We start from the raw sequence: 21,913 nt of genomic DNA on the forward strand, positions 1-21,913 counted from the left end.
TAAAACCCTGTTTGACGCACAGTCATTGCGCAAGGCAGGGCCAACCCAAAGGCGGCCCTGCTTTAGAAAACCCTACCGTGATCAGGCGTTGCCGCTTGGTATCACAATGATCTCGACCCGACGGTTCTGCGCCTTGCCCGCGGGTGTCAGGTTCGATGCAACCGGATTGTTTTCACCCTGACCGATGGTTCTGATGCGGTTGTAGCTTACGCCATTCGCCTGAAGGATATCTGCCACCGCGCCAGCGCGGCGCTCCGACAGACCCTGATTGTAGGTCGCGTCGCCGTCACTATCGGTATGGCCGATGATTTGAACGTTCGAGTTCGGGTAGTTGACCAGATTCTGACCCACTTTCACCAGATCGGATCGCAACGCCGGGCGCACGGTCGAGCTGTCTGTGTCAAATGTGATGTCATTTGGGACGGTGACAATCAGACGATCACCCGCGTTCACGATGGTGATGCCGTCATTGGCCAGTTGCTGACGCAGCTCGGCCGCCTGACGATCCAGCTGATTGCCGATGACGCCGCCACCGGCCGCCCCGATCGCCGCCCCTGCCAGCGCGCCCAGCCCCGGGTTCGAGTCGTTGGCAATAGCGCCAATCCCGGCACCAACCAACCCACCCAGCAAAGCGCCTTGCTTGGCGTTCTGATTTGGATCGTTCTGAACCGTCAGCGTGCCCGGATCGGTACATGCGCTCAAGACCAGGGCTGAACACAGCCCCATCGACACAACAAACTTGGAAATCGTCATGGAATCACCTTCTGCTCCGGCACCCGTTTTCCGGATCTGCCTCGTTTGGCGCATTATATCACGCCGCCTGCGCACAGGCTCAAGCAACAAAGCGGTGAGATCGGCAAATACTCGCCAAAGAAACCGGTCACGCTGGCTCGGCTAAAACATCCACGCGGTTTTGTTCCTGCCAAAGATCACGCAGCGACTCACCCTGACCACAAAAACTTTCACCTGTGCATTCACTGGCCCAGATGCGATCCGTTCGAAAATGCCGGAACCCACTGCGCAGCTCGCACCAACCCGCCAACATCGTGCATTCGATATGATAGATCAGTGCCACAGGCCGCACGATCCTTTTGGTGCGTTCACCTTCGGCGTTCACATATGTGATGCGAATTTTCCGCTCTGCCCGAATGGCCTCTCGGAAATTCACAACGGGCACACATCCTTTGGCCGGATCATCAACCGGAGCCCCCCAGGGCGCAACCTGCAACCAATCCGCCGGACAATGCAGCGCATCAATCTTCTGGCAGATTCGGTCGGCCGCACGTTGCAAATGACTGTCGCCAGTGCGCGCCAGCATGGACAAGCCAACCCAAAGCGCCTCGACCTCTTCGGAATCGAAATTCAAAGGCGGCAGATCATACCCACGCCGCATCAGGTACCCAATACCTGCCTCACCTTCTATCGGTGTTCTCTGAGCCTGTAGCTCAGCGATATCGCGATAAACGGTTCGCACAGACACTTCGAGCTTTTCTGCCAATGTGTCAGCCGTCACCGGCGCGTCCGCAGCCCGCAAGATCTGGATGATTTCAAACAATCGGGTCGAGCGGCGCATGTCTTTCTCCTGATACTCTGCTGACACCCTAGCACACCCCCCTGACAGGGTGGTGTCAGGAGTGATGGGCGATGCTGACGCAGACCTGAAAAACGGAGATCAAAAATGCCCAGCCGCGATAATCATGTCATGATGGTCCTGAAACTGGATCGTTGGTCGCAGGACCACACGCTGCGCGCGTTCGAAATTGAACGCGAGTTCATGTCAGCACGAGAACGTTGTCTGAACTCACCGAGAAAACGAACCAAGCGATTTTCACTCGGTAACTTGAAAATGCTTTGGAGTAGCATTGTCTGAGATCAAAAGTCTGCGGCAACCCTGAACTTCATCGAGACACCACCGTCAGGGTGTTTCAGACGCAGTTCTTCAGAATGCAGCATCAACCGGGGATAATCGCCCGCCGCCCCCTTGGCATAGAACGGATCGCCGAGAATTGGATGCCCCAACGCCAGCATGTGAACGCGCAGTTGGTGTGACCGGCCCGTTTTGGGGAACAAACGCATGCGCGTGCTGTCACCGTCGTGTTTTATGACGCGCCAGTCGGTCACCGCCGGTTTGCCAGTGTCATGGCACACTTTCTGGAGCGGGCGATTGGGCCAGTCCACAATCAGCGGCAACTCCACGGTTCCGCTTTTTGGTAATAAATGCCCCCAGACGCGGGCGACATAAGTCTTGCGGGTCTGGCGCTTTTCAAACTGCAAACCCAAGTGCCGCTGAGCATGGGCCGTATGGGCAAAAACCATCACGCCCGACGTATCCCGATCCAGCCTGTGCACTAGCAACGCCTGTGGAAACGCTGCCTGAACGCGGGTCAGCAAGCAATCGGCCAGATGTTCACCTCGGCCCGGCACCGAAAGCAGGCCCGAGGGTTTGTTCACCACAATCAGTTGCGCATCTTCATGCAGCACGTCCAGCGGAGTTTGGGGGGGATCATACGTCTCGCTCATGCGGGCCTGCCTATCGCAGTGTGTTACCTCTCGCAACGTCGTCCTTGCCTGTTGGCGAGCCTTGGGCAAACCTCGCACCCGGGACAGAGGAGAAGACATGCATCCAACAATCGAACGAATGCAGGAGGTTGTCGCCAAAGGGGACGAAGCCTTGATCCAAGAGCTTCTGGCAGACAATGTCCGGTTCATGCCACCAACCTATTACAGCACCTGGACCGGCCGTGCGCCGGTGGCTGCCGTTCTGGGTCATGTTGGCCAAGTGTTCTCAGAGTTCCGATATCGCCGGATCATGGGGGATGGCAACGACTGGGCGCTGGAGTTTCAATGCAAGGTGGGAGATTTGGATGCGGTTGGCGTCGATCTGATCACCCTGAATGATGACGGCCTGATCCAAACTTTCGAGGTTGTCATGCGCCCCTATAAAACCATCGGTGCATTGCGTGAGGCGATGATGGCGCGGGTGATGACGGATGTCCGTTTTCTGGAATTCAAGAACGCGCTGAGCTGATTATGTACAGCCCGATTGCCACCGATCAAATTCTGCGGGTGCCATTGCTGCCTGTGCTTGCGGCGCAAGGTCTGTCGGTACGTCGCAAGGCACAGTTGCTGCCAGAGCCGACCGGACCGCGAGAAGGGCGTACAGGCCGTGGGCCGCGCCTGCGTCTGCTGATTGCCGGCGACAGCTCGGCGGCTGGGGTGGGGGCTGGAACGCAAGCTCAGGCTCTATCCGGTCATCTGGTTGATCGGTTGGCCAAACATCACTCGGTCGAATGGCGGCTAGAGGCAACGACGGGGCATACCACCCAGGACACAATCGAGCGCATGCAAAAGCTTCGCGGGCAGTTCGATGCAGTCGTGACAGCCTTGGGTGTGAACGACGTGACCCGTGCTGTGACGCGGCAGCAATTTGTCGAGCGGCAAACCCGGTTGTTAGATCTGCTCATCAACACAATAGGAGCGCGCAGGGTTGTGGTCACCGCTGTACCGCAAATGAACCGTTTCCCCGCACTACCGCAGCCGCTGGCATGGGTTCTGGGGCGTCAGGCAGCGCGGTTGGACCAAGGATTGCAACAGGTGGCTGCAACCTATCCGCAAGTCCGACATCTGGTGCTGGACCTACCCGATGATCCGGCGCTGGCGGCCCCCGATGGGTACCATCCCAGCCCAAGAGCTTATGCCATTTGGGCGGATGAAGCCGCCCGCCTGTTGCTTCAGGTCTGAGCGCGCGCCTGCCGGATCATCGGAATGGAATAAACCACAAGAGCCGCCCAGATCAGCGGGAAGGCAATCATGCGTCCGCGATCTATCTGTTCACCAAACACGGTGACGGCGGTAATAAAGATCATTGTCGGCGCGATGTATTGCAGAATACCCATGGTGGACAGCCGCACCAGCTTGGCCCCATTGGCATAGATAAGCAGCGGAACGGCCGTAACGATCCCCGCACCTGCCAGCAACATTGTATCTGTCGCAGCCATGCCGAAATGCCCTGTGCCTTGCACACCCTGCCATGTCACATAAGCCAAGGCAGGGATCAGCAGGATCAGAACCTCAAGCAGAAATCCCTGATTGGGGCCGATCGGAAGCGAGCGTTTGAAGAAGGCGTAAAACCCCCAACTGAACATCAGGCCCAGCGCGGCCCACGGTAGCCGTCCAGCCTCGAGCACCAGAACCACAACGCCCAGTGCCGCCAGACCAACCGCCATCAACTGCGTACGGCTCAACGGCTCGCGCAGCAGGATCGCGCCCAGCGCGATGCTGAACAGCGGGTTGATGTAATACCCAAGCGCGGCATCCAGTGCATTCCCGGTGGTGATCGCCCAGACATAAATCGCCCAGTTCACGGAAATCAGCGCCGCGGTCAAAGCAGCCATGCCGAGCATCTTTGGGTTCCTGAGCGCTGCCTTCAGATCGCGAGTGCGTCCAAGCGCAACCAACAACAGCCCCGCCACCGGCACCGACCAAATAACGCGATGCGACACGACCTCCACTGGCCCCATATGCGCCATGGCTTTCATGTAAAGCGGCAGAAACCCCCACAACACATAGGCGGTTACGGCCAGTGCCAGGCCCTTTGGTGTGTCCACGTTCTGAGATGGTAGAGGAGTGTCTGCCACGGTGGGTCTCCGGTTGATACCGGGACACCCATACGGCAGATCGGGGCGGGTTGGAAACTGCGGAAACCGTGAAGTCTGACATCAAGAAATGTGATACGTTTGACGCAGGCCGTTAGAACCCAAATCGGACGGGGCACATTTTCGCCCCGTCCCATTCTTTGGAAACGTCGATCAGACCTTCACCCGTTCGGATTTCGGGTCGTACATCGGCTTGAGAGAGGCTTCGGCTTTGACCTTCACACCACACACGTCGATCTCGTAGGTCGAGGCCAACACATCTGCGGCTTTCTCACCCTCGCACGGGACATAGCCCAATCCGACGGCGGCACCCAAGGTGTGGCCATAGTTGCCGGAACTAAGATAGCCAACATATTCACCGTCCCGCACTATGGGTTCGTTGTGGAACAACAATGGCTCGGCATCGGTCAGCTTGAACTGCACCAGACGAGACTTGGGGCCGCTTTCCTTGCGCGCAATTACGGCCTCACGTCCGATGAAATCACAGCCCTTGTCGACCTTGACCGCAAAGCCAAGCCCAGCATCAACCACGTGATCCTCGCAGGTGATGTCATGTCCGAAATGGCGGAATCCCTTTTCGATCCGGCAGCTGTCCATCATGTGCATACCGCACAGCTTCAGATCCATGTCCTGACCCGCTGTGTGCAGCGTTTCGAAAACGTGTCCTGCCATGTCGGACGAGACATAGATTTCCCAACCCAGCTCGCCCACATACGTCACGCGGTGCACCCGGGCCAGGCCCATGCCAATCTCAATCTCTTGCGCCGTCCCAAACGGGTTGGTCACGTTTGAGAAGTCAGCTGGCGAGACCTTTTCCAGCAGTACGCGCGCGTTGGGGCCCATCACGGCCAAAACACCTTCACCCGCGGTGACATCTGTGATCACCACATTAAAACTACCTGCATGGCGCATCATCCAGGTCTGGTCCGCTAGGCGGGTCGCAGCCGGAGTGACGACAAGATAGGCGGTCTCGGTCAGGCGCGTCACCGTCACATCCGCCTCAATCCCGCCGGTACGGTTGAGAAATTGAGTGTAGACGATCTTGCCATTGGGCACCGAATAATCGCCGCCACCAATGTAGTTCATGAACGCTTCGGCATCGGGGCCTTCGACACGAATCTTGCCGAACGACGACATGTCATACATACCGACATTCTCACGCACCGCACGGTGTTCGGCGGCCGAGTTCTCGAACCAGTTTTGGCGCTTCCAGCTGTACTGATACTCGCGTTCCTGACCTTCATTGGCAAACCAGTTAGCCCGTTCCCAACCGGCCAACTCGCCCATCACCGCACCATGTTCCAGCAGGTGGTGATGGAACGGAGTCCGACGCACACCGCGTGCGGTGGCCTTTTGGCGATAAGGGAAATGGTCGGCATAAAGCAGACCCAGCGTTTCCTTGGAGCGTTCAAATAAGTACTGCTTGTTACCTTGGAACGGTTGCATCCGGCTGATGTCCACATCGCCCAGATCAAACGGTTTCTCGCCCGTATCCATCCATTCGGCCAGCGCCATTCCCGCGCCGCCTGCAGACTGGATACCGATCGAGTTAAAGCCTGCGGCAATCCAGACATTGTCCATCTCAGGCGCAAGACCCAGATGGTAGGCGTCGTCAGGCGTGAAGGATTCCGGGCCATTGAAGAAAGTGTGGATGCCCGCTTCGGCCAGCATCGCCATCCGGTTGCATGCCGCTTCGAGGATCGGTTCGAAATGGTCGAAATCCTCGGGCAGCTGGTCAAATTCGAACGTATCCGGGATGCCTTCCATCGCCCAAGGCTTGGCATTCGGTTCAAACGCGCCCAGCAGGATTTTGCCTGCATCTTCCTTATAGTAGGCACATTCATCCGGCACGCGTAGCACCGGCAACTGGGTCAGGCCGTCGATCCCTTCGGTCACGATGTAGAAATGCTCGCACGCATGCAGCGGAACGTTCACGCCCGCCATGCGACCAACTTCGTGTCCCCACATACCCGCACAGTTCACCACCATGTCACATTCGATGTGGCCCGAGGCACTGCCGTCATCCGCCACCCAGTCTACACCGGTTACTTTGCGGCCCTGCTTGACGATATCTGCGACCTTGACACGTTCTTTAACGATCCCACCCCGCTGCCGTGCGCCTTTGGCCAAAGCCAGCGCAATGTTGGCTGGATCCCCCTGCCCGTCCAGCGGCAGGTAAACCGCACCTTTGACATCTTCCAGGTTCAGATGGGGGTAAAGCTCGCCAACACGTTCGTTCGAAATCTCCTCGACCTCAACGCCAAAGGCGCGGGCCATGGCGGCCTGGCGATAAAGCTCTTCTTTGCGCTCTTCCGTTAAAGCAACCGTGATGGACCCGCAGCGCTTGAACCCTGTGGCCACGCCGGTTTCTTCTTCCAGTGCACCGTACAATTCCTGGCTGTATTTCGCCAGTTTGGTCATGTTCGCGGTCGCACGCAGCTGCGCGATCAGACCCGCCGCATGCCAGGTTGTTCCACTGGTCAGTTGCTTGCGTTCCAGCAGCACAACATCTGTCCAACCCTTTTTGGTCAGATGATAGGCGACCGAGCATCCGATCACGCCGCCGCCGATAATGACCACACGGGCCTTGGTGGGAAGATCAACCATCCTGATGTCTCCGCTTTGTCAGGTTTCCCCCTGAGTGACACGGAAGATCGACAAAAAACCCACCAAAAACGTCAGCGCATCCGCAAAAATCATCTTTGTGAGGCTTGTCTCTTTTCCCGTCTCATCACAAACGGCGTGACGCCAAAGAAACTTTTATAGACCGACGAAAACCCGTTGGGAAAGCCACAGGCCAACCCGATTTCCCGAACGCTCATCGTGGTATTCAGCAACAGATTGTTGGCCTTGGCCAGCCGCATTTCGCGGTAGAACCCATTCGGGGTCGTTCCAAAACAGGATTTGAACTTGCGCTCCAAGGATCGGTTCGACAGGTGCAGCGCTTCGACGATCTGATGAATTGGCATTGGGTCTTCGATATTCGCCTGCATCAGCTTGATGCACTGATCCAGCTTTTTATCCCCCGTGGCCGTTGTTTTCGCCCCCGAAAAAGGCTGCATGGATGAGAAGTCCCGAATATTCTCGTGCAGCAAGATATCGGCAACCGTCATCCGTGTTGGCCCCGAGATATGCCGTCCAATTACTGCCAGGGCGATATCGGTCGTCGCGCCCATGCCTGCGCAGGTCACAACGGCCCCATGTTCGGTCGCAATCGACAGTTTGGCTTCGAACCGCGCACCGCGTTCACGTAGGAAAGACGCATTTTCCCAATGTGTTGCCAGATCATCAGTGCCCTGTTCGTCTATGTATCGGCTGGCGGCTTCAGCCAGTAAAAAGACCTGCGCCCCGCGATAGGTGTAATCAGACACGATCCGCCCCAGCGACAGGTCTGGCTGATCGGGATCCGAGTTGCCGATGACGAACAGATAGTCGGCCTTGGGCTGTGACTGGACACGTTCGGTCGAGACGATGGCATCGCTACTGCTGACCACCGCACCACCGCGCAAGGATCGGTACGTGTAGGTGAACGGAGGAGTGGGGCAAACCCGGTTGGCCACGCGCAAAACATCTACCAGAGAGGCCAATTCCAACAGCACAAATCCCGGTGCGACCAGAATATCGAAATGCCAGACAACATTGCCGTTCTCAGGCCCCGAGATGTGCGTTTTAGGATCCATGGTGTCGCCTCAAACGATCCGATGCCCGGCAGATCGAAGCTTCTGAGCCAGAACTTCGATATGATCGGGACCGATTTCACAGCATCCGCCAACTATCGTTGCGCCCTGGGCTACCCAGCTCATGGCGTGCTCTGCGTAGGCATTCGGGCCAAGATCCTGGCGCTGTTCGAGGCTATCGACAGTTGGCGCATCTTCAAGAAACCCATCGGAGATATGCGTGAAGCCGTTCGCATAGGCGCCATAAGGCAAGCCCATCCCGGCAAGGATTTCCAGTGCGGCCGGTACCGCCTCGGGCCTTGAGCAGTTGATCAGCAGCGCATCCGGCGTAAACTGCGCAACAAGAGGCGCGATGTCTCCCAACGCTTCGCCAGAACGCAAACGCGCGCCATCGTCTTCCATCACCGACAGGGCCAGCCAAACCGGCTTTCTGCAATTGGCAGTCCCGCGCAATGTGCCTTCGGCCTCACGAAGTGAGCACACTGTTTCGATCAGAAACAGATCCACCTGATCCCCCATCAGGCCAACCAATTCAGCGAATTTTGCAGCGGCATCTAAGGGGTCAGGGTTTAAATCCGGCCGGTAGGACGCAAGCAAAGGCCCGAGCGAACCGGCGATGCGTCCCTGAGTGCCCCGCCGTGCAATCTGGGCCTGCGACAGGGCCGTGTCGATTAGTTTATCCAGTTGATCTTCGATACCTTCACGCACAAGCCGCGAGCGATGCACAGCGTAGGTATTTGTTGTGGCAACCGATGCACCGCGGCGGAAGTACTCGGCATGTACCTTACCGACCAATTCGGGATGGTCAATCATCACCCGCGTTGACCACAGCGGCGTGGGGCTGTCCCCACTTCGCTTGACCAACTCCTGCCCGACCGCACCATCCAAAAGAGTAATATCTGTCATATCTCCAACACCTCAGGGATCAGGACAAGCTTTCCCGCGAACGCCTTGGACTGAAAGTCCTCTTGCGCTGCGGTGATTTCGTGCAGGGGATAAGTACGTGAAACCAGTGGTTTGATCCGCCCCTCGTTCATCAAAGCGGCAAGCCTGCCGAAGACCTCGGGTGATTGATGAGTACAGCCGTGAATGGTGATGTCGCGGAGATAGATATCGCGCAAATCTGCCTCGACGATCGGGCCCGCGATGGCGCCCGACACGGCGTAGTGCCCGCCCGGTTTCAGGGCCAGGATAAGATTGGGCCATGCTGGGCCACCGACCACGTCTATCACGACATCGAACATGTCCGCTGGCAGTTCCGCATCGCGTTCAAAGGTCTCGACCGCGCCTTGTGATTTGACCACCTCGGCCTTGGCCGCGCCGCTTACGCCCCAGACCGACGCACCACGCAGGCTGGCCAGTTGCACCGCCGCTAATCCGACACCGCCAGATGCACCAGTCACCAAAACCTTATGCCCGGCTGCAACACCTGCGCGGGTCAGAAGGTTTTCGGCCGTACCAAATGCACAGGGAATGGCGGCAATCTCGATATCTGACAGTGGAGAGGATGAGACATCGTAAAGGTCATCCGCCTCGACCAGGCAATATTGCGCGAATGCCCCATCTATTTCCGATCCCAACGCTATAAACCCCTGAGGGTTACCCGGACGCGGGCGCGGTAGGTTGATCGGGCACGTCACACGCTGCCCCGGCTCGAACCCGGCGCTTAACCCAACAACTTCGACGATGCCACACAGATCGCCACCCTGAATACGGGGGAATTGCAAAGAGCCACCCCAACCGCCTGCTTCAACCTTCTGATCCACCGCATCGGTGGCCCCGGTCACATCCGGTGAATACCAACCCACCCGCGTGTTGATGTCCGTGTTGTTCACCCCCGCTGCCGCGACGCGGACCAGTACCTGTCCGGGGCCAGGGTTGGGAACGGCAATATCCTCGCGCCATTCCAGCGCTTCCGGACCGCCGTGACGCGTAAGATATACACCGGACATGGTTTTGGGTGTCGCCATCACTCAGATATCATCGTCAAGATGGGACGGTGCCAGTTTCCGTCGACGAAGAGCCCCATATCACCTTCCAGACACCTGACGGGCTCGGATTGGGGGGCGTGGCGATGAAGGCCAAACGCAAAGCTGGCCTTCAGATTATCTTCCATGAGTGTGTAGGCGCCGTCCGTGCCCTGACCGGAAACCGCAACCAAGGTTTGATCATTTTCCCAGTCATGATTGGGACCCTCACCGGGTCCCAATTTGACGTCTCGCTTGCTCATGGTGATCTCCAGTGGTGATCAGGCGCGCAGCCGCTCGTTTTCAGGATCCCAGAGCGGTTGATCTTCCTGTACCACAGCGCGGCATTTCTGACCGTAGATTTCGACCTCCAGCTCAGTGCCCGGGTTTGCAAGATCTGCTTTGATCATGCCCAGCGCGATGGACTTGCCAACACGGTAGCCCCAAGCACCGGACGTGGTTTCGCCAACGATCTCTCCATTTTGCCAGATGCAGGACATGTAAGGCGCATCGCAATCACCTGCGTCCACAGTCAGAGTCACAAAGGCCTTTTTCACACCTTGCTGCTTTTCATTCATGATTGCAGCTTTGCCCGGGAAATCCTGCGGTTTGTCGAGCTTGACGAACCGTTCCAACCCACCTTCGAGCAGCGAGTAGTCGGTCGACAGGTCACCTTTCCACGCGCGATAACCCTTTTCGATGCGCAAGGAATTCAAGGCGTACATCCCGAACGGCTTGGCACCGGCACTGGTGATCGCATCATAGATCGCGGGCATGTGCTCGTTCAGCGCGTGAACTTCCCAACCCAGCTCTCCAGCGAACGAAACGCGGATCAGATAGGCAGGCTGACCGGCAACGGTGGCCGTTTGGTGGGTCAACCAACCCGGGCTCAGGTCTGCATCGGTCAGCCCCGACAGGATGTCTCGTGAATTTGGGCCGGTGACGATCAGAGTATCGCGTGTGGTGGTGACATCCTCGACCGACACGTTGGAGGGCATCGCGTTCCGCAGGAGATCGCGGTCGTGCCATTGCGCGGTCGCTGCCGTGATCATCATGAATTCATCCTCGCCCAGCCGGACACAGGACATTTCCGTCAGAATGCGACCGCGATCATCGGAGACGTAGATCAGGTTTATCCGCCCAACTTTGGGCAATCCGCCGGCTGCGAGGCCACGCAGCGCCTCAGCGGCACCTTCTCCCTTGACCATGAAGCGCGAGAAGCCTGGCAAATCCAACACGCCACAATGGTCTCGCACAGCCTCGCATTCTTCTTTGATCCGTTGCTCCCACGGGCCGGAGCGGCCCCAAGTATGAGTTGCCTCAAGCGACGTGTCATCGCCGGGCTGCGCGAACCAGTTGGCACGCTCCCATCCATTATAGGCGCCCATGACACCGCCCAGCGCTTTGACCTTGTCGTGAACGGGCGACAGCTTTTTGTCCCGCGCGGCGGGCCATTCGTGATGGGGGTAGTGCATGGCGTATTCGTTGCCATAGACCTCCATGCCCTTTTGGTTGCAGTAGTCCTGATCGGTGTAATCGGTATAGCGGCGCGGATCGACGGCCCACATGTCCCACTCGGTCGCGCCATCGACGATCCATTCGGCCAGCACTTTGCCCGCGCCGCCACCCTGAGCAATGCCAAAGGTGAAAGTGTGCGCCTCGAACGCGTTTTTTACGCCTGGCATCGGGCCGATAAGCGGCAGTCCATCCGGCGCATATGGAATCGGACCGTTGATCACGCGCCCGACACCTGATGTGGCCATCAACGGCACGCGCTCCATCGCGTCAGTGACGATATCCTCGATCCGGTCAAGATCGTCGTTCCACAGCTGGAACGAGAAATCCTCGGGCATCGGATCATCCTCGGTCATCCAGTGGCCCTTGCAGTTGGGTTCATACGGGCCGAGGTTGAAGCCATTCTTTTCCTGCCGCAGGTAGTACGAGATATCCACATCGCGCAGCAGCGGCAGCTTTTTGCCGCCGTTTTCCTTCGACCATGCCTCGACCTCGGGCACTTCGTCGGTCAGCAGATACTGATGGCTCATGACCATCGCCGGAACAGTACGGCCGCCGAAGGGTTTGAACCATTCACCCACACGCTGCGCGTAGTAGCCAGCCGCGTTTACAACGTAATCACAGGTGATATCGCCTTTGTCCGTGTGGACGGTCCAGGTTCCGTCGTCATGCTGTGTCACTCCGGTCGCCGGGCAAAAGCGGATGATTTTCTGCCCCATGTCCCGCGCGCCCTTGGCCAGCGCTTGCGTCAACTGCGCCGGGTCAATGTCGCCATCGGTCGGGTCATAAAGAACGCCGTCGAGATCATGGGTTTCAAGGAACGGATAACGCTCCTTCGCCTCTTCCGGTGTCCACATCTCCATCGGGATGCCCTGATAGCGGCCCATCGCCATGGCATGTTCGAATTCCTGCATCCGCTCTTTGCTGTGCGCCAGACGGATGGACCCCGAAACGTGGTAGTTCATCGGGTAATCGACCTCTTCACCCAATCGCGAATACAGCTCGGTTGAATAGCGCTGCATGTTCATGATTGCCCACGAATTCGAGAAGGTGGGCACGTTCCCCGCAGCGTGCCATGTCGAACCTGCGGTCAGTTCGTTCTTTTCGAGCAACACACAATCGGTCCAGCCCTTCTTGGCCAGATGGTACAGCGAGGAAGCTCCCACCACGCCGCCACCGATAACAACCACGCGGGCTTTTGTCGGAAAATCACTCATGCATTTAGATCCCTGTTACTGTGCCTCTTGGGGCAGGTCGTCCGTGATGTCGTAATAATCGCCCTTGTCCGCGACAAAGATGTGCCGGGAGAGCATCAGGTTCGTGGGTTCGTCGAGCGGCCCCATTGAAATCGAAATCGTGTCCTCGTCATTGTGCTGCCAGAACAGGAACGATCCACATTTGCTGCAAAACCCGCGCCGAGCGATATCCGAGGCGCGAAACCACCCCAGCGTATCGCTGGCCGTAAAGTTCAGGTTGTCCTGGTGGGTCGAGGTTGATGCCCAGACATGACCCGATTGCTTGCGACATTGACCGCAATGGCAAGCCGAAGGTGCGGAAAGGTCTCCATCAAGTGTAAAGGCGACCGAACCACAGAGGCAGGAACCGGTTTGCATTTGATTACCCTCTTGTTGCGGGTGTGGCACTGGTTCCCAGCAACACACCATAGAATATGAAACACGCCGCCATCACGCGGCGCACCCAAACGTTGAACACAGCGCCTAGCGCGGCCCGACCCATCAGCGCGCCCAACAACGTGAAACCCGTATAGCTGAGCGTCGTGATCACCAGAGCCGTGGGCATGATCACAACCATCTGCTGCCAGATCGGCACGTCTGGTTGTACGAATTGCGAGAACGCAGCGAGATATCCGGCAACACTTTTGGGATTGATCGTAGCGACGGCCAGCGCGTGCAGATAAACATGCTGCGCGGGGCGTTCCGAGGCCGGGGCGGGTTTCGTCGCATTCATCCAGCCGCGAATTCCAAGCCAGATCAGAAACCCTGCACCGACCAGTTTTGCAACCAAGAATCCAGTTGGCGAGGTCGCGATCAGAGCCGTAACACCCAGCGCAGACAGTACAAGGAAGGCACTGGCCTGAGTGAGGATAGCAAGAACGCCCAACATGGCCTTCGGGAATGGCAAGCTCATGCCGTTCGAAATACAGTTGACCGCATTGGGGCCTGGCGTGGTCACGAACACCACCCAGAACAGCGCGAATATGGCCCAGGCTTCAAATGACATCAGTACACCGGCGGGGCGATAACCCAGATAGCCACGGCAGGCGAAAAATATGGGTTCGACCATTGGTACGGCTCATGCCGAATTCGAAAACTGTCGCCGGGACCAACAGTGAATTTGCGATCTCCGATAGTCAGATCCAAATTACCTGAGATCATGTATCCCACTTCCTGCGTGGGGCGATCTGCCGGGGTCTGCATGTGAGAATTTGGCTCGAAGGTTGAATAAACCATCTCGAAGTCATCGGTCAGGTCAGGTGAAAGCAGTTCTTCAATCAACCCTTCTTCGCCTGACCCCATAGGGCGGCGCGAACCAGCGCGAACGACATAACCCTGTTCGTCAGCGGGCGCTGCGGAATGCGCAAACAGCATCGACATGGGTACGCCCAGACATTCCGATATCTGACGAAGATCCGAGATTGAGGGTTCGGACATATCCCGCTCGACCTGGCTAAGCCAACCAACCGAACGATCCAACCGTGCTGCGATCTCGGTCAGCGTCAATCCTCGCGCCTTACGCAAGGCACGCAGGTCAGCACCGAGTGTCGCACTTTGAGGGGCTTGGTCGTTCAATGGTTGCTCCGAATCTCGTGAAATTATCCTTGCATTTTTCACGATGGATCAAGTCTGTGAAAATTCCAAGCGTTTTTTCATTTGCGGAGTGAGGTCCGTGTGACTATGGCTCGCGCATGTGGTTTGCGGTGATATATCTTTGGGCGACCAACGTTCTGGCTTTGCTGGCTTTTGGCTGGGACAAGGCGCGCGCATCGCATCGCAAGCGCCGAATCCCTGAACGCAAGCTGCTTTGGCTGGCCGCACTTGGTGGCAGCCCCGGTGCGGTTCTGGGCCGGTGGATGTTTCGGCACAAGACCCGCAAACGTGGGTTTTCAATGTGGCTATTCGGGATTTTGGCGGCTCAGGTAGCGGCTTGCTATTTAGTGTTCGTGATTAAATAACCGGTTTGGTTGAATTCATCCTAAATTAACTGCGACAGGCTGCACTCCAAGGCAATAACACTCATTCCGGGAGATCCCATGGACCTCGCTATTCAGGCCACGCGGTACTTAATCTGGCTGCAAACGGCAGTTTTCACCGTGCTCTTTGGCTTTGGGTTTTTGTACAATGATGAAGAAACAATGATGTCGGCACTTGGTGCGGCCATCGGGATCTTCGTTCTGTTCCTCGCTCTCACCGGATTGCGTAGCGAAAACCGCTGGGTTGCCATCGCTTTCGCGATCTTCTGTGCGTTTGACTTCCTACGCGCGATGGCCGGTGGATTGAGCCTGGGTAATGCAATCAACCTTGTCGATGCGGTTCTGTCTTTCGTCGTTATCTGCGGCATTGTCATTTGGTTTCGTGAGCGAAGCATTGCATCACAAGATGACCAGATGACATGATACCGCTAGTGGGGTCGTGCCGGTGAAACTAGAGACTCCACTCGTGCTCTTGGCCCAAAAGATTAGAGACCTGCGAAAACCCGCGTCAGTATGGTTCCTAACCGTTCTGCATCTACTTCCGTAAAGGCGTCCGGCTGATCACTGTCGATATCAAAAACTGCGATCACATCCCCTGACGCATCGCGCACCGGCAATACCAGTTCGGACCGGGTCGACGAGGCACAAGCTATGTGGCCCGGGAATGCGTCTACATCCGGCACCAGTTGCACTTCCCCGGTCTGAGCGGCGGCACCGCAAACACCGCGGCTGAAGGGAATGACAAGGCAGCCATGCCCGCCCTGATACGGGCCGATCTTCAACAGACCGGGTTTGGTTACTCGGTAAAACCCCGTCCAATCGAAACGATCGTCAGCATGATGGACCTCGCAGGCAATAGTGGCCATAAGGGCGATTTGATCCGTCTCCCCTTCGGTCAGGGCGGCGACGGTTTTGGCAAGAGTGTCATAATCAACGGTCATGGGTTTGCTTCTTTGATCCGGATGGGGTGGGGGCGCTGCCCCCTCTTGAGCCAAAGGCTCAATTCACCCCCGGAGTATTTGGAAAAAGGCGAAGCGTCAAACGCGCTCAATGGCGATGGCCGTGCCCTCACCGCCGCCGATGCAGATGGCGGCGACGCCGCGTTTGAGGTTTCGTTTTTCTAATGCGTTCAGCAAAGTGACCATGATCCGGGCACCGGAGGCGCCAATCGGGTGACCAAGGGCACATGCGCCGCCGTTGACGTTCACCTTCTCACGCGACAGTCCCATTTCATGCATGAAGGCCATCGGCACAACGGCGAATGCTTCGTTGACCTCCCACAGATCGACGTCATCCGCGCTCCATCCGATACGGGACAACAATTTCTGAGCTGCCGGAACCGGGGCCGTAGTAAAAAGACCGGGCGCTTGAGCGTGACTTGCGTGCCCCAGAATGCGAGCACGAACAGACAATCCTTGAGCCTCGGCAACCTCAGCCGATGCAAGAACGAGGGCAGCTGCCCCGTCGGAAATGGAGGAGGAATTGGCAGCCGTGACAGTTCCGCCCTTACGGAACGCGGGTTTCAGGGTTGGAATTTTCTCGGGCCGTGCCGATCTCGGCTGTTCGTCGATTCCCTGAGTGATTTCTCCCTTACGGGTACGGACCGTAACTGCCGCGATTTCATCATCAAATGCGCCACTGTCCTGCGCAGCCAGAGCGTTTGAAAGAGATTGAAGCGCGTATTCATCCTGCGCCTCTCGGGTAAACTGGTACGCCTCGGCGCAATCTTCGGCAAAGGTCCCCATCAGGCGACCTTTTTCGTAGGCGTCCTCCAAACCGTCAAGGAACATATGATCCACAACCTGACCATGGCCGATTCGGGCGCCGCCGCGCATCTTGGGCAACAGGTATGGCGCGTTTGTCATGCTCTCCATCCCGCCAGCGACCATAGTTTCAGCGTGCCCCAGTACGATCTGATCAAACGCCATCATGGCCGCTTTCATACCGGACCCGCACATCTTGTTCAGCGTTGTGGCTGGAACATCTTCGCCCAAACCCGCGGCAAAGCCTGCCTGACGCGCTGGTGCCTGGCCCTGTCCTGCCGGCAGGACACAGCCCATCAGCACTTCGTCTACCGTTTGCGCGCCTGCCTGCTGCAAGGCTGCACGGATCGCGCTGCCGCCAAGATCGACCGCTGCGACGCCATCGAACATACCCTGAAACCCACCCATAGGTGTGCGGGCTGCCCCTGCAATCACGACTTCTTTCATCCGGGTCTTCCTTCTGCTTTTCGGCTCTTGAATACCGAATGGTAAGATTTGCCGTCTAGCGTATTTATACGACACAAATTTTGTTTGGAGGGCGGTCGAACATGGGGCTGACCAGCACAACGATCGGCGCAACACAGGTCGTCACGGTTCATGCGGACCGGATCGACGCCTCAATGGCCATTCAATTCAAAGATGATATGCGCAGCGAAACCGAAGGAAGCGTTGATCGGGTTGTCCTGGATTTGTCGGGCGTAGAGTTTATCGACTCCAGCGGACTGGGCGCGATTGTCGCGTCGATGAAACAGCTTGGCGAAGACCGAAAGCTGGATCTGGCCGGGCTGCACCCTGTGGTCGAAAAAGTGTTCCGACTGACGCGCATGGACACAGTTTTCAGGCTTTTTGCCACATTGAACGACGCTTTGTCAGTTCCGGTTGACTGACCCCGACAGGAGAAGACCGGTGTGAAGCCCATTTGTAACGAAGCGTGTCTGGAGTTAAGCTTTCCCGCGAGGGTGTCAGAAGCCAGCCCAGGGGTTGCGCAGCTCTGCGCGGGCTTGGCACATCGGGGATTGCCTGCCCACAAGGCCGATGACGTGAAAATCGCACTGACTGAAGCGATCAACAACGTCGTAGAACATGCCTATGCCGGAATCGCGCCGGCCAAAGTTCGGGTCACATGTCGGTTGGATCAGGATCGACTGGACATTCTGATCTCGGATACTGGCAATCCTTTGCCGGGGCACCGACCACCTGATGGGGTACCTGCGTCGATCGATACCACCCTGCAAAACCTGCCGGAAGGTGGGTTCGGATGGTATCTCATTCATCAACTGACCAGTGATATCTGGTATGAACGCAGCGATGGCTGCAATCGACTGTCTTTAAGATTTGACTTTGCGAGGCACCGCTAACACGCCCCAAATAGCCACAATAAGGCCTTTTTCGAACCATTGTGGCGCCGCAAACAGCCATCATACATGAGACTGTAGCTCAGATAGCTTCCCTCGGCGCCACGTATCACAGCCCCCACCCAGTGAACGGCGCCGAGGAACTTCTTCCCCCAATCTCTGGACAATATTTGCCCGCGCGATACCTTCGCTCCGTTGCAGGGGAGAGAATGCGTCATGCGAGATTTGCACAAGCCTGGTCGGTCGGAGGTTTTGGCAACCGAAGGGATGTGTGCAACATCGCACCCGCTGGCCGCTAAGGTTGCGCTCGATATTCTGGCGCAGGGTGGCAACGCAATGGATGCGGCGATTGCCGGGGCGGTGCTGCTTGGTATTTGCGAACCGCAAATGACCGGCTTGGGCGGCGATTGTTTTGTCCTGTTCAATCGTGCCGGTGAAGACAAAATACGCGCCTTGAATGGGTCGGGCCGCGCCCCATCGATGGCACAGGCGGATGCATTGCGGGCCAAAGGCTTGTCGACCGTCCCTTTGAACAGCCCGGACGCCGTCACCATCCCCGGCGCGGTTGACGCATTCTGCTACCTCGCGGACACCGAGGGGAACCTAGGGCTGGAAGCCATTCTACAACCCGCAATTCGCTATGCAGAACAAGGCGTTCCTGTCGCCCCCAGGGTGGCCTTTGATTGGCAAAACGGTGCGGCAACACTGCAAGGTGCAGCCAGAGATCACTATCTGATCAATGGCAAAGTACCAGACATTGGGCAGGTTTTCCGTTCACCGGGGCAGGCAGAGGTTCTGCGCCAGATTGCCCGCCGCGGGCGCGATGCCTTCTATTCGGGTGACATCGCGCAAGACATGATCTCGACCCTCACAGCGATGGGTGGCGCGCATACGGCTGACGATTTTCAAAACACGAAATGCACCGAATCTACACCCATGAGCGGCAAATATCACGGCATCGAGCTTGTCGAGCACCCGCCAAACGGACAGGGTGCAACCGCCATTTTGTTGCTGAACATCCTCAAGCACTTCGATCTGTCCCGCATGGACCCGCTCGGCGCCGAAAGGGTCCATATCGAGGCTGAGGCCACCAAGCTGGCCTACGACGCCCGCAACCGATTCATCGCCGATCCCGATCATACAGCGCGGGCAGAGCGGTTTCTTGACCCCGAGGCTGCCGCCAAGCTTGCCGCCTTGATTGATCCAAAACGCGCGATGCCCGCTGCGGCCCCCCTGACCGAGGCCATCCACAAAGATACGGTCTATATCACAGTCGTAGATCAGAACCGGATGGCCGTGTCGCTGATCTATTCCATCTTCCACGGCTTTGGTTCGGGCATCGCATCCGAGAAATACGGTATTCTCATGCAAAACCGAGGGGCAGGATTCACCTTACAGCCCGGCCACCCGAATGAGCTGAGCGGTGGCAAACGCCCGATGCACACAATCATCCCTGGAATGTTGAGACAAAACGACCGTGTAATGATGCCCTTTGGCGTGATGGGTGGAGCTTATCAACCCACTGGGCACACACGATTTTTATCCAACCTCACCGATTTCGACCTCGGGCTGCAAGAGACTATCAATGCCCCGCGCGCCTTTGCCGATGGGTCAGTTTTGAAACTCGAACGCGGTTACTCTGATGCGGTTTCGAAACAATTGTCCGAAATGGGTCATAATATTCAATTTTCGGAAACACCATTAGGCGGCGCTCAAGCGATCCGAATCCGTGACGATGGTGTTTTGGAAGGGGCCAGTGATCCGCGCAAGGATGGGTGCGCTCTGGGATACTAGGCAGCAGGGCCATCGCCACTGCTGCACCAAACATTCAGTTCAAATGGAAATGTAACGGGTATGACCCGTCTTCGAACGGCCCGAACATGTTATCGATGTCAGGGTGTTCGACCGGCTCGCCGGACTGGTCGGCAATCAGATTTTGTTCTGAAACATAAGCCACATAGAAGGACTGGTCGTTTTCAGCCAACAGGTGGTAAAATGGTTGATCCTTGATCGGGCGGCTATCTTCAGGGATTGCCTCATACCACTCTTCGCTGTTCGAAAACTCTGGGTCCACGTCGAAAATCACCCCTCGAAAGGGATGTTTCTTGTGGCGGACCACCTGACCCAGGCGGTACTTGGCAATTGTCTTTAGCATTGTTTCGGCCCCCACAGAAGTTACTACCTCTTTCCGGGTTGAAAAGCCAATCATTGATCTGAAATTCAGGGAAACAGTCTGTGAACCTTTTACTGACAGTGTTCGAAATTGTGGCACCCGTTTTCATTCTGGCGGGGATCGGGTTTTCCTGGGTCAGCCTGGGATTCGAATATCGACTGCAGTTCGTTACACGCTTTGCCATGACGCTGGCTGTGCCCAGTCTGATCTTTGTGGCCCTTATGCAGACAGAAATCCCGGGCGGCGATCTTTCACGCTTCACCGTGGCAACCATCGTGGCCAATCTTGTGCTGGCGGCAGTCTTCTGGCTGTTCGTTCGGCTGCTGAAGCTGGAACAACGCACCTATCTGTCGCCGCTGATTTTCGGGAATACAGGCAATCTGGGACTGCCCTTATGCATCTTCGCCTTTGGGCAGGCCGGGTTGGGCTATGCGGTGATCTTTCTATCGGTCACCGCGCTATTTTCCTTTACCTACGGCATCTACCTTGTTGCCGGGAAAGGCGCGTTTGGTAAAGTTGTGCGCGAGCCGATGGTCTGGGCCACCCTTATTGGTGCACTATTCTTATGGCGTGGGTGGGAAACTCCCGTTTTCCTGACCAACACGCTGGAATTGCTGGGTCAAATGGCGGTGCCAATGATGCTTATCACACTGGGCGTGGCGATTGCGCGATTGACCACCCACAGCCTAAGCCAAGCTGTGTGGCTTTCACTCCTCAAGCTGGTTGTGTGTTTCTCCCTTGGCTGGTTCGTGGCCACAGTGTTCGATCTGGAATCGGTGGCTTTTGGCGTTCTGGTTCTGCAGATGTGCACCCCGGTTGCGGTGACATCCTATTTGCTAGCCGCCCGGTTTGAAGCTGATTCTGACGCGGTAGCAGGTATGGTCATGGTCTCGACTCTGCTGTCCGTGGCCGCTCTGCCGGTTGTGTTGGCTTTGGTTCTATAGCGAATGTGATTTCCTCAGACGCCAATCTGCGCTAGAATGCACAAAAAAGGCACGAGGCACATGAGCAGAATTTTTATCGTACTCTTCGGGGTGCTGTTTCTGGCATCCTGTGGGGGCGGGTCACAGCGACCGCCTAGCAAGCTTAACGACGCGTGCAGCATTGCGCGCGAACGACCCGACTATATCAAAGCTTTCAAAAGCACCGAACGTAAATGGGGTGTTCCCGTCCACGTGCAAATGGCGACGATCTATCAGGAAAGTCGCTATCGCCACGATGCGCGCACACCGCACCGCTATGTTCTGGGCGTAATCCCGATGGGTCGGCAAAGCAGCGCCTACGGATTCAGCCAGGCGCTGGACGGCACTTGGGATCAGTACCAGCGCGAAACCGGCAAGCGCCGCGCCAAGCGGGACCGCATCCGCGACGCGTCAGATTTTATCGGCTGGTACATGAATAAAAGCTACGAACGGAACGGCATTCATCCCGCCGACACGCGCAACCAGTATCTGGCCTACCACGAGGGCCACACAGGCTATGCCCGTGGCAGCTACAACAACAAGTCTTGGCTACTCAACGTCGCCAATGATGTGGATTCCCGTGCGCAGCAGTATCAGGCACAGTTGGCCAACTGCCGATACTAATAAAAGCGAAG

General features: G+C 57.1%; 25 protein-coding genes. 9 read left to right on the forward strand and 16 right to left on the reverse strand.

The genetic code is table 11. The annotated features are described in order from the left end of the window. Positions 1–81: 81 nt before the first annotated feature. The 3 genes from HW561_RS17495 to HW561_RS17505 form a co-directional block, all read right to left on the reverse strand. The gene (locus HW561_RS17495; protein WP_176866661.1) at positions 82–753 is read right to left on the reverse strand and encodes an OmpA family protein; all 672 of its coding nucleotides are present in this window, start codon (positions 751–753) and stop codon (positions 82–84) included. A gap of 127 nt (positions 754–880) precedes the next feature. Continuing rightward, positions 881–1,573 (reverse strand): helix-turn-helix transcriptional regulator, encoded by a 693-nt coding sequence (locus HW561_RS17500; RefSeq protein ID WP_176866662.1) that lies wholly within the window; start codon positions 1,571–1,573, stop codon positions 881–883. 299 nt (positions 1,574–1,872) lie between these two features. Beyond that, positions 1,873–2,520, reverse strand: a complete 648-nt coding sequence (locus HW561_RS17505; protein WP_176866663.1) for an RluA family pseudouridine synthase — start codon at positions 2,518–2,520, stop codon at positions 1,873–1,875. A gap of 97 nt (positions 2,521–2,617) precedes the next feature. Here HW561_RS17505 and HW561_RS17510 point away from each other — a divergent pair, with 97 nt between their 5' ends. Both HW561_RS17510 and HW561_RS17515 read left to right on the forward strand, forming a co-directional pair. After that, positions 2,618–3,028 (forward strand): nuclear transport factor 2 family protein, encoded by a 411-nt coding sequence (locus HW561_RS17510; RefSeq protein ID WP_176866664.1) that lies wholly within the window; start codon positions 2,618–2,620, stop codon positions 3,026–3,028. Between the two features lie 2 nt (positions 3,029–3,030). Beyond that, positions 3,031–3,741 carry an SGNH/GDSL hydrolase family protein gene (locus tag HW561_RS17515; protein ID WP_176866665.1) on the forward strand — a complete coding sequence of 237 codons (711 nt, stop codon included), beginning with the start codon at positions 3,031–3,033 and terminating at the stop codon, positions 3,739–3,741. On the opposite strand, the gene rarD is transcribed toward HW561_RS17515, so the two are convergent. From rarD to HW561_RS17565, 10 genes are all read right to left on the reverse strand, one after another. Continuing rightward, positions 3,732–4,637, reverse strand: coding sequence for an EamA family transporter RarD (gene rarD, locus HW561_RS17520; protein ID WP_176866666.1), 906 nt, complete (start codon positions 4,635–4,637; stop codon positions 3,732–3,734). The two genes, HW561_RS17515 and rarD, sit on opposite strands and share 10 nt — an antisense overlap. Positions 4,638–4,808: 171 nt before the next feature. After that, complete coding sequence (locus HW561_RS17525) at positions 4,809–7,262, reverse strand: GcvT family protein (RefSeq protein ID WP_176866667.1); 2,454 nt, start codon at positions 7,260–7,262, stop codon at positions 4,809–4,811. Positions 7,263–7,351: 89 nt separating this feature from the next. Further along, positions 7,352–8,335 carry a GlxA family transcriptional regulator gene (locus HW561_RS17530; RefSeq protein WP_176866668.1) on the reverse strand — a complete coding sequence of 328 codons (984 nt, stop codon included), beginning with the start codon at positions 8,333–8,335 and terminating at the stop codon, positions 7,352–7,354. 9 nt (positions 8,336–8,344) lie between these two features. Beyond that, on the reverse strand, positions 8,345–9,238 hold the full coding sequence (locus HW561_RS17535; RefSeq protein ID WP_176866669.1) for a homocysteine S-methyltransferase family protein: 894 nt from the start codon (positions 9,236–9,238) through the stop codon (positions 8,345–8,347). Continuing rightward, positions 9,235–10,302, reverse strand: a complete 1,068-nt coding sequence (locus HW561_RS17540; protein ID WP_176866670.1) for a zinc-binding dehydrogenase — start codon at positions 10,300–10,302, stop codon at positions 9,235–9,237. Before HW561_RS17540 ends, HW561_RS17535 begins: the two co-directional genes overlap by 4 nt. Beyond that, a complete protein-coding gene (locus HW561_RS17545; RefSeq protein WP_176866671.1) occupies positions 10,302–10,562 on the reverse strand; it encodes a cupin domain-containing protein in 261 nt (86 codons plus the stop codon). The genes HW561_RS17540 and HW561_RS17545 overlap by 1 nt, the downstream gene beginning before the upstream one ends. Positions 10,563–10,580: 18 nt before the next feature. Then, positions 10,581–13,031, reverse strand: a complete 2,451-nt coding sequence (locus HW561_RS17550) for a GcvT family protein (protein WP_176866672.1) — start codon at positions 13,029–13,031, stop codon at positions 10,581–10,583. A gap of 15 nt (positions 13,032–13,046) precedes the next feature. After that, positions 13,047–13,427 (reverse strand): GFA family protein, encoded by a 381-nt coding sequence (locus HW561_RS17555; RefSeq protein ID WP_176866673.1) that lies wholly within the window; start codon positions 13,425–13,427, stop codon positions 13,047–13,049. Positions 13,428–13,431: 4 nt separating this feature from the next. After that, positions 13,432–14,055: a LysE family translocator gene (locus HW561_RS17560; RefSeq protein WP_176866769.1), complete on the reverse strand. Its 624-nt coding sequence runs from the start codon at positions 14,053–14,055 to the stop codon at positions 13,432–13,434. Continuing rightward, positions 14,055–14,624: a helix-turn-helix domain-containing protein gene (locus HW561_RS17565; protein WP_176866674.1), complete on the reverse strand. Its 570-nt coding sequence runs from the start codon at positions 14,622–14,624 to the stop codon at positions 14,055–14,057. Before HW561_RS17565 ends, HW561_RS17560 begins: the two co-directional genes overlap by 1 nt. A gap of 128 nt (positions 14,625–14,752) precedes the next feature. Between HW561_RS17565 and HW561_RS17570 the strand changes: the two genes are divergently transcribed. Then, positions 14,753–15,007, forward strand: a complete 255-nt coding sequence (locus tag HW561_RS17570) for a DUF1294 domain-containing protein (protein WP_328803302.1) — start codon at positions 14,753–14,755, stop codon at positions 15,005–15,007. 78 nt (positions 15,008–15,085) lie between these two features. Then, on the forward strand, positions 15,086–15,448 hold the full coding sequence (locus HW561_RS17575) for a hypothetical protein (protein WP_176866676.1): 363 nt from the start codon (positions 15,086–15,088) through the stop codon (positions 15,446–15,448). A 62-nt stretch (positions 15,449–15,510) separates the two neighbouring features. Here HW561_RS17575 and HW561_RS17580 read toward each other — a convergent pair whose 3' ends face one another. Further along, positions 15,511–15,966, reverse strand: a complete 456-nt coding sequence (locus HW561_RS17580) for a GAF domain-containing protein (RefSeq protein ID WP_176866677.1) — start codon at positions 15,964–15,966, stop codon at positions 15,511–15,513. A 96-nt stretch (positions 15,967–16,062) separates the two neighbouring features. Next, complete coding sequence (locus HW561_RS17585; protein WP_176866678.1) at positions 16,063–17,235, reverse strand: thiolase family protein; 1,173 nt, start codon at positions 17,233–17,235, stop codon at positions 16,063–16,065. A gap of 101 nt (positions 17,236–17,336) precedes the next feature. Here HW561_RS17585 and HW561_RS17590 point away from each other — a divergent pair, with 101 nt between their 5' ends. The 3 genes from HW561_RS17590 to ggt all read left to right on the forward strand — a co-directional run bounded on the left by HW561_RS17590 (position 17,337) and on the right by ggt (position 19,937). Next, positions 17,337–17,675, forward strand: a complete 339-nt coding sequence (locus HW561_RS17590) for an STAS domain-containing protein (RefSeq protein WP_176866679.1) — start codon at positions 17,337–17,339, stop codon at positions 17,673–17,675. A 21-nt stretch (positions 17,676–17,696) separates the two neighbouring features. After that, entirely contained in the window at positions 17,697–18,146 is a 450-nt protein-coding gene (locus HW561_RS17595; RefSeq protein WP_176866680.1) for an ATP-binding protein, read from the forward strand. 213 nt (positions 18,147–18,359) lie between these two features. Then, the gene (ggt, locus tag HW561_RS17600; protein WP_176866681.1) at positions 18,360–19,937 is read left to right on the forward strand and encodes a gamma-glutamyltransferase; all 1,578 of its coding nucleotides are present in this window, start codon (positions 18,360–18,362) and stop codon (positions 19,935–19,937) included. 34 nt (positions 19,938–19,971) lie between these two features. Here ggt and hspQ read toward each other — a convergent pair whose 3' ends face one another. Next, a complete protein-coding gene (gene hspQ / locus HW561_RS17605; RefSeq protein WP_176866682.1) occupies positions 19,972–20,298 on the reverse strand; it encodes a heat shock protein HspQ in 327 nt (108 codons plus the stop codon). A gap of 80 nt (positions 20,299–20,378) precedes the next feature. On the opposite strand from hspQ, the gene HW561_RS17610 reads away from it, so the two are divergent. Together HW561_RS17610 and HW561_RS17615 are read left to right on the forward strand one after the other, a co-directional pair. After that, a complete protein-coding gene (locus HW561_RS17610) occupies positions 20,379–21,260 on the forward strand; it encodes an AEC family transporter (protein WP_176866683.1) in 882 nt (293 codons plus the stop codon). 60 nt (positions 21,261–21,320) lie between these two features. Beyond that, positions 21,321–21,902: a transglycosylase SLT domain-containing protein gene (locus HW561_RS17615; RefSeq protein ID WP_176866684.1), complete on the forward strand. Its 582-nt coding sequence runs from the start codon at positions 21,321–21,323 to the stop codon at positions 21,900–21,902. Positions 21,903–21,913: the final 11 nt, after the last annotated feature.

The sequence above is a fragment of the Ruegeria haliotis genome, assembly GCF_013377785.1.
GTDB classification, from domain to species: Bacteria; Pseudomonadota; Alphaproteobacteria; order Rhodobacterales; family Rhodobacteraceae; genus Ruegeria; species Ruegeria haliotis.